Source organism: Oceanobacillus luteolus (assembly GCF_023715655.1).
Classification (GTDB): Bacteria; Bacillota; Bacilli; order Bacillales; family Amphibacillaceae; genus Oceanobacillus; species Oceanobacillus luteolus.
Map to the genome: position 1 here is coordinate 1 of NZ_JAMBON010000162.1, position 408 is coordinate 408.

At 34.8% G+C, this 408-nt stretch carries 1 pseudogene; it reads right to left on the minus strand.

From position 1 onward, the window contains the following. Positions 1-131, minus strand: a pseudogene (locus M3210_RS20815) (Tn3 family transposase); the annotation flags it as partial. Positions 132-408: the final 277 nt, after the last annotated feature.

Here is a 408-nt window from a genome sequence, read left to right on the forward strand (position 1 = left end):
TTTTCTATTCGGCCCATCTCACGTAAGGCTGTAGCCAAGCTGTTTTGTCTTGAATAAGAACCTAATTTCCCCATAATAAGGGATGCTGAAACTGTTCCTTCCCTTATAGAATGAGCTAATCGCAAAAATTCGGACCGAAAAAAGAAAAAGTGATTTTATTGGAAATCCTCCTTTGAAATTGAATATGTAAGAAATGAATAAAACCATTAGCCATCAAGGGAACCAAAACCATGTTTATAGGGGATTATAATTAACATAATCATGTTTATAGACACTGAAAAAAGAGGCTGGGACATAACTAGCCAAAAACAGTAATTAAAAAGGATTCAAGCAAAAAATTTTGCTTGGATCCTTTTTTGAGTAAAATTTATCATCATCGGTCACTATACCTGGGTTGTTGGCGGTGTA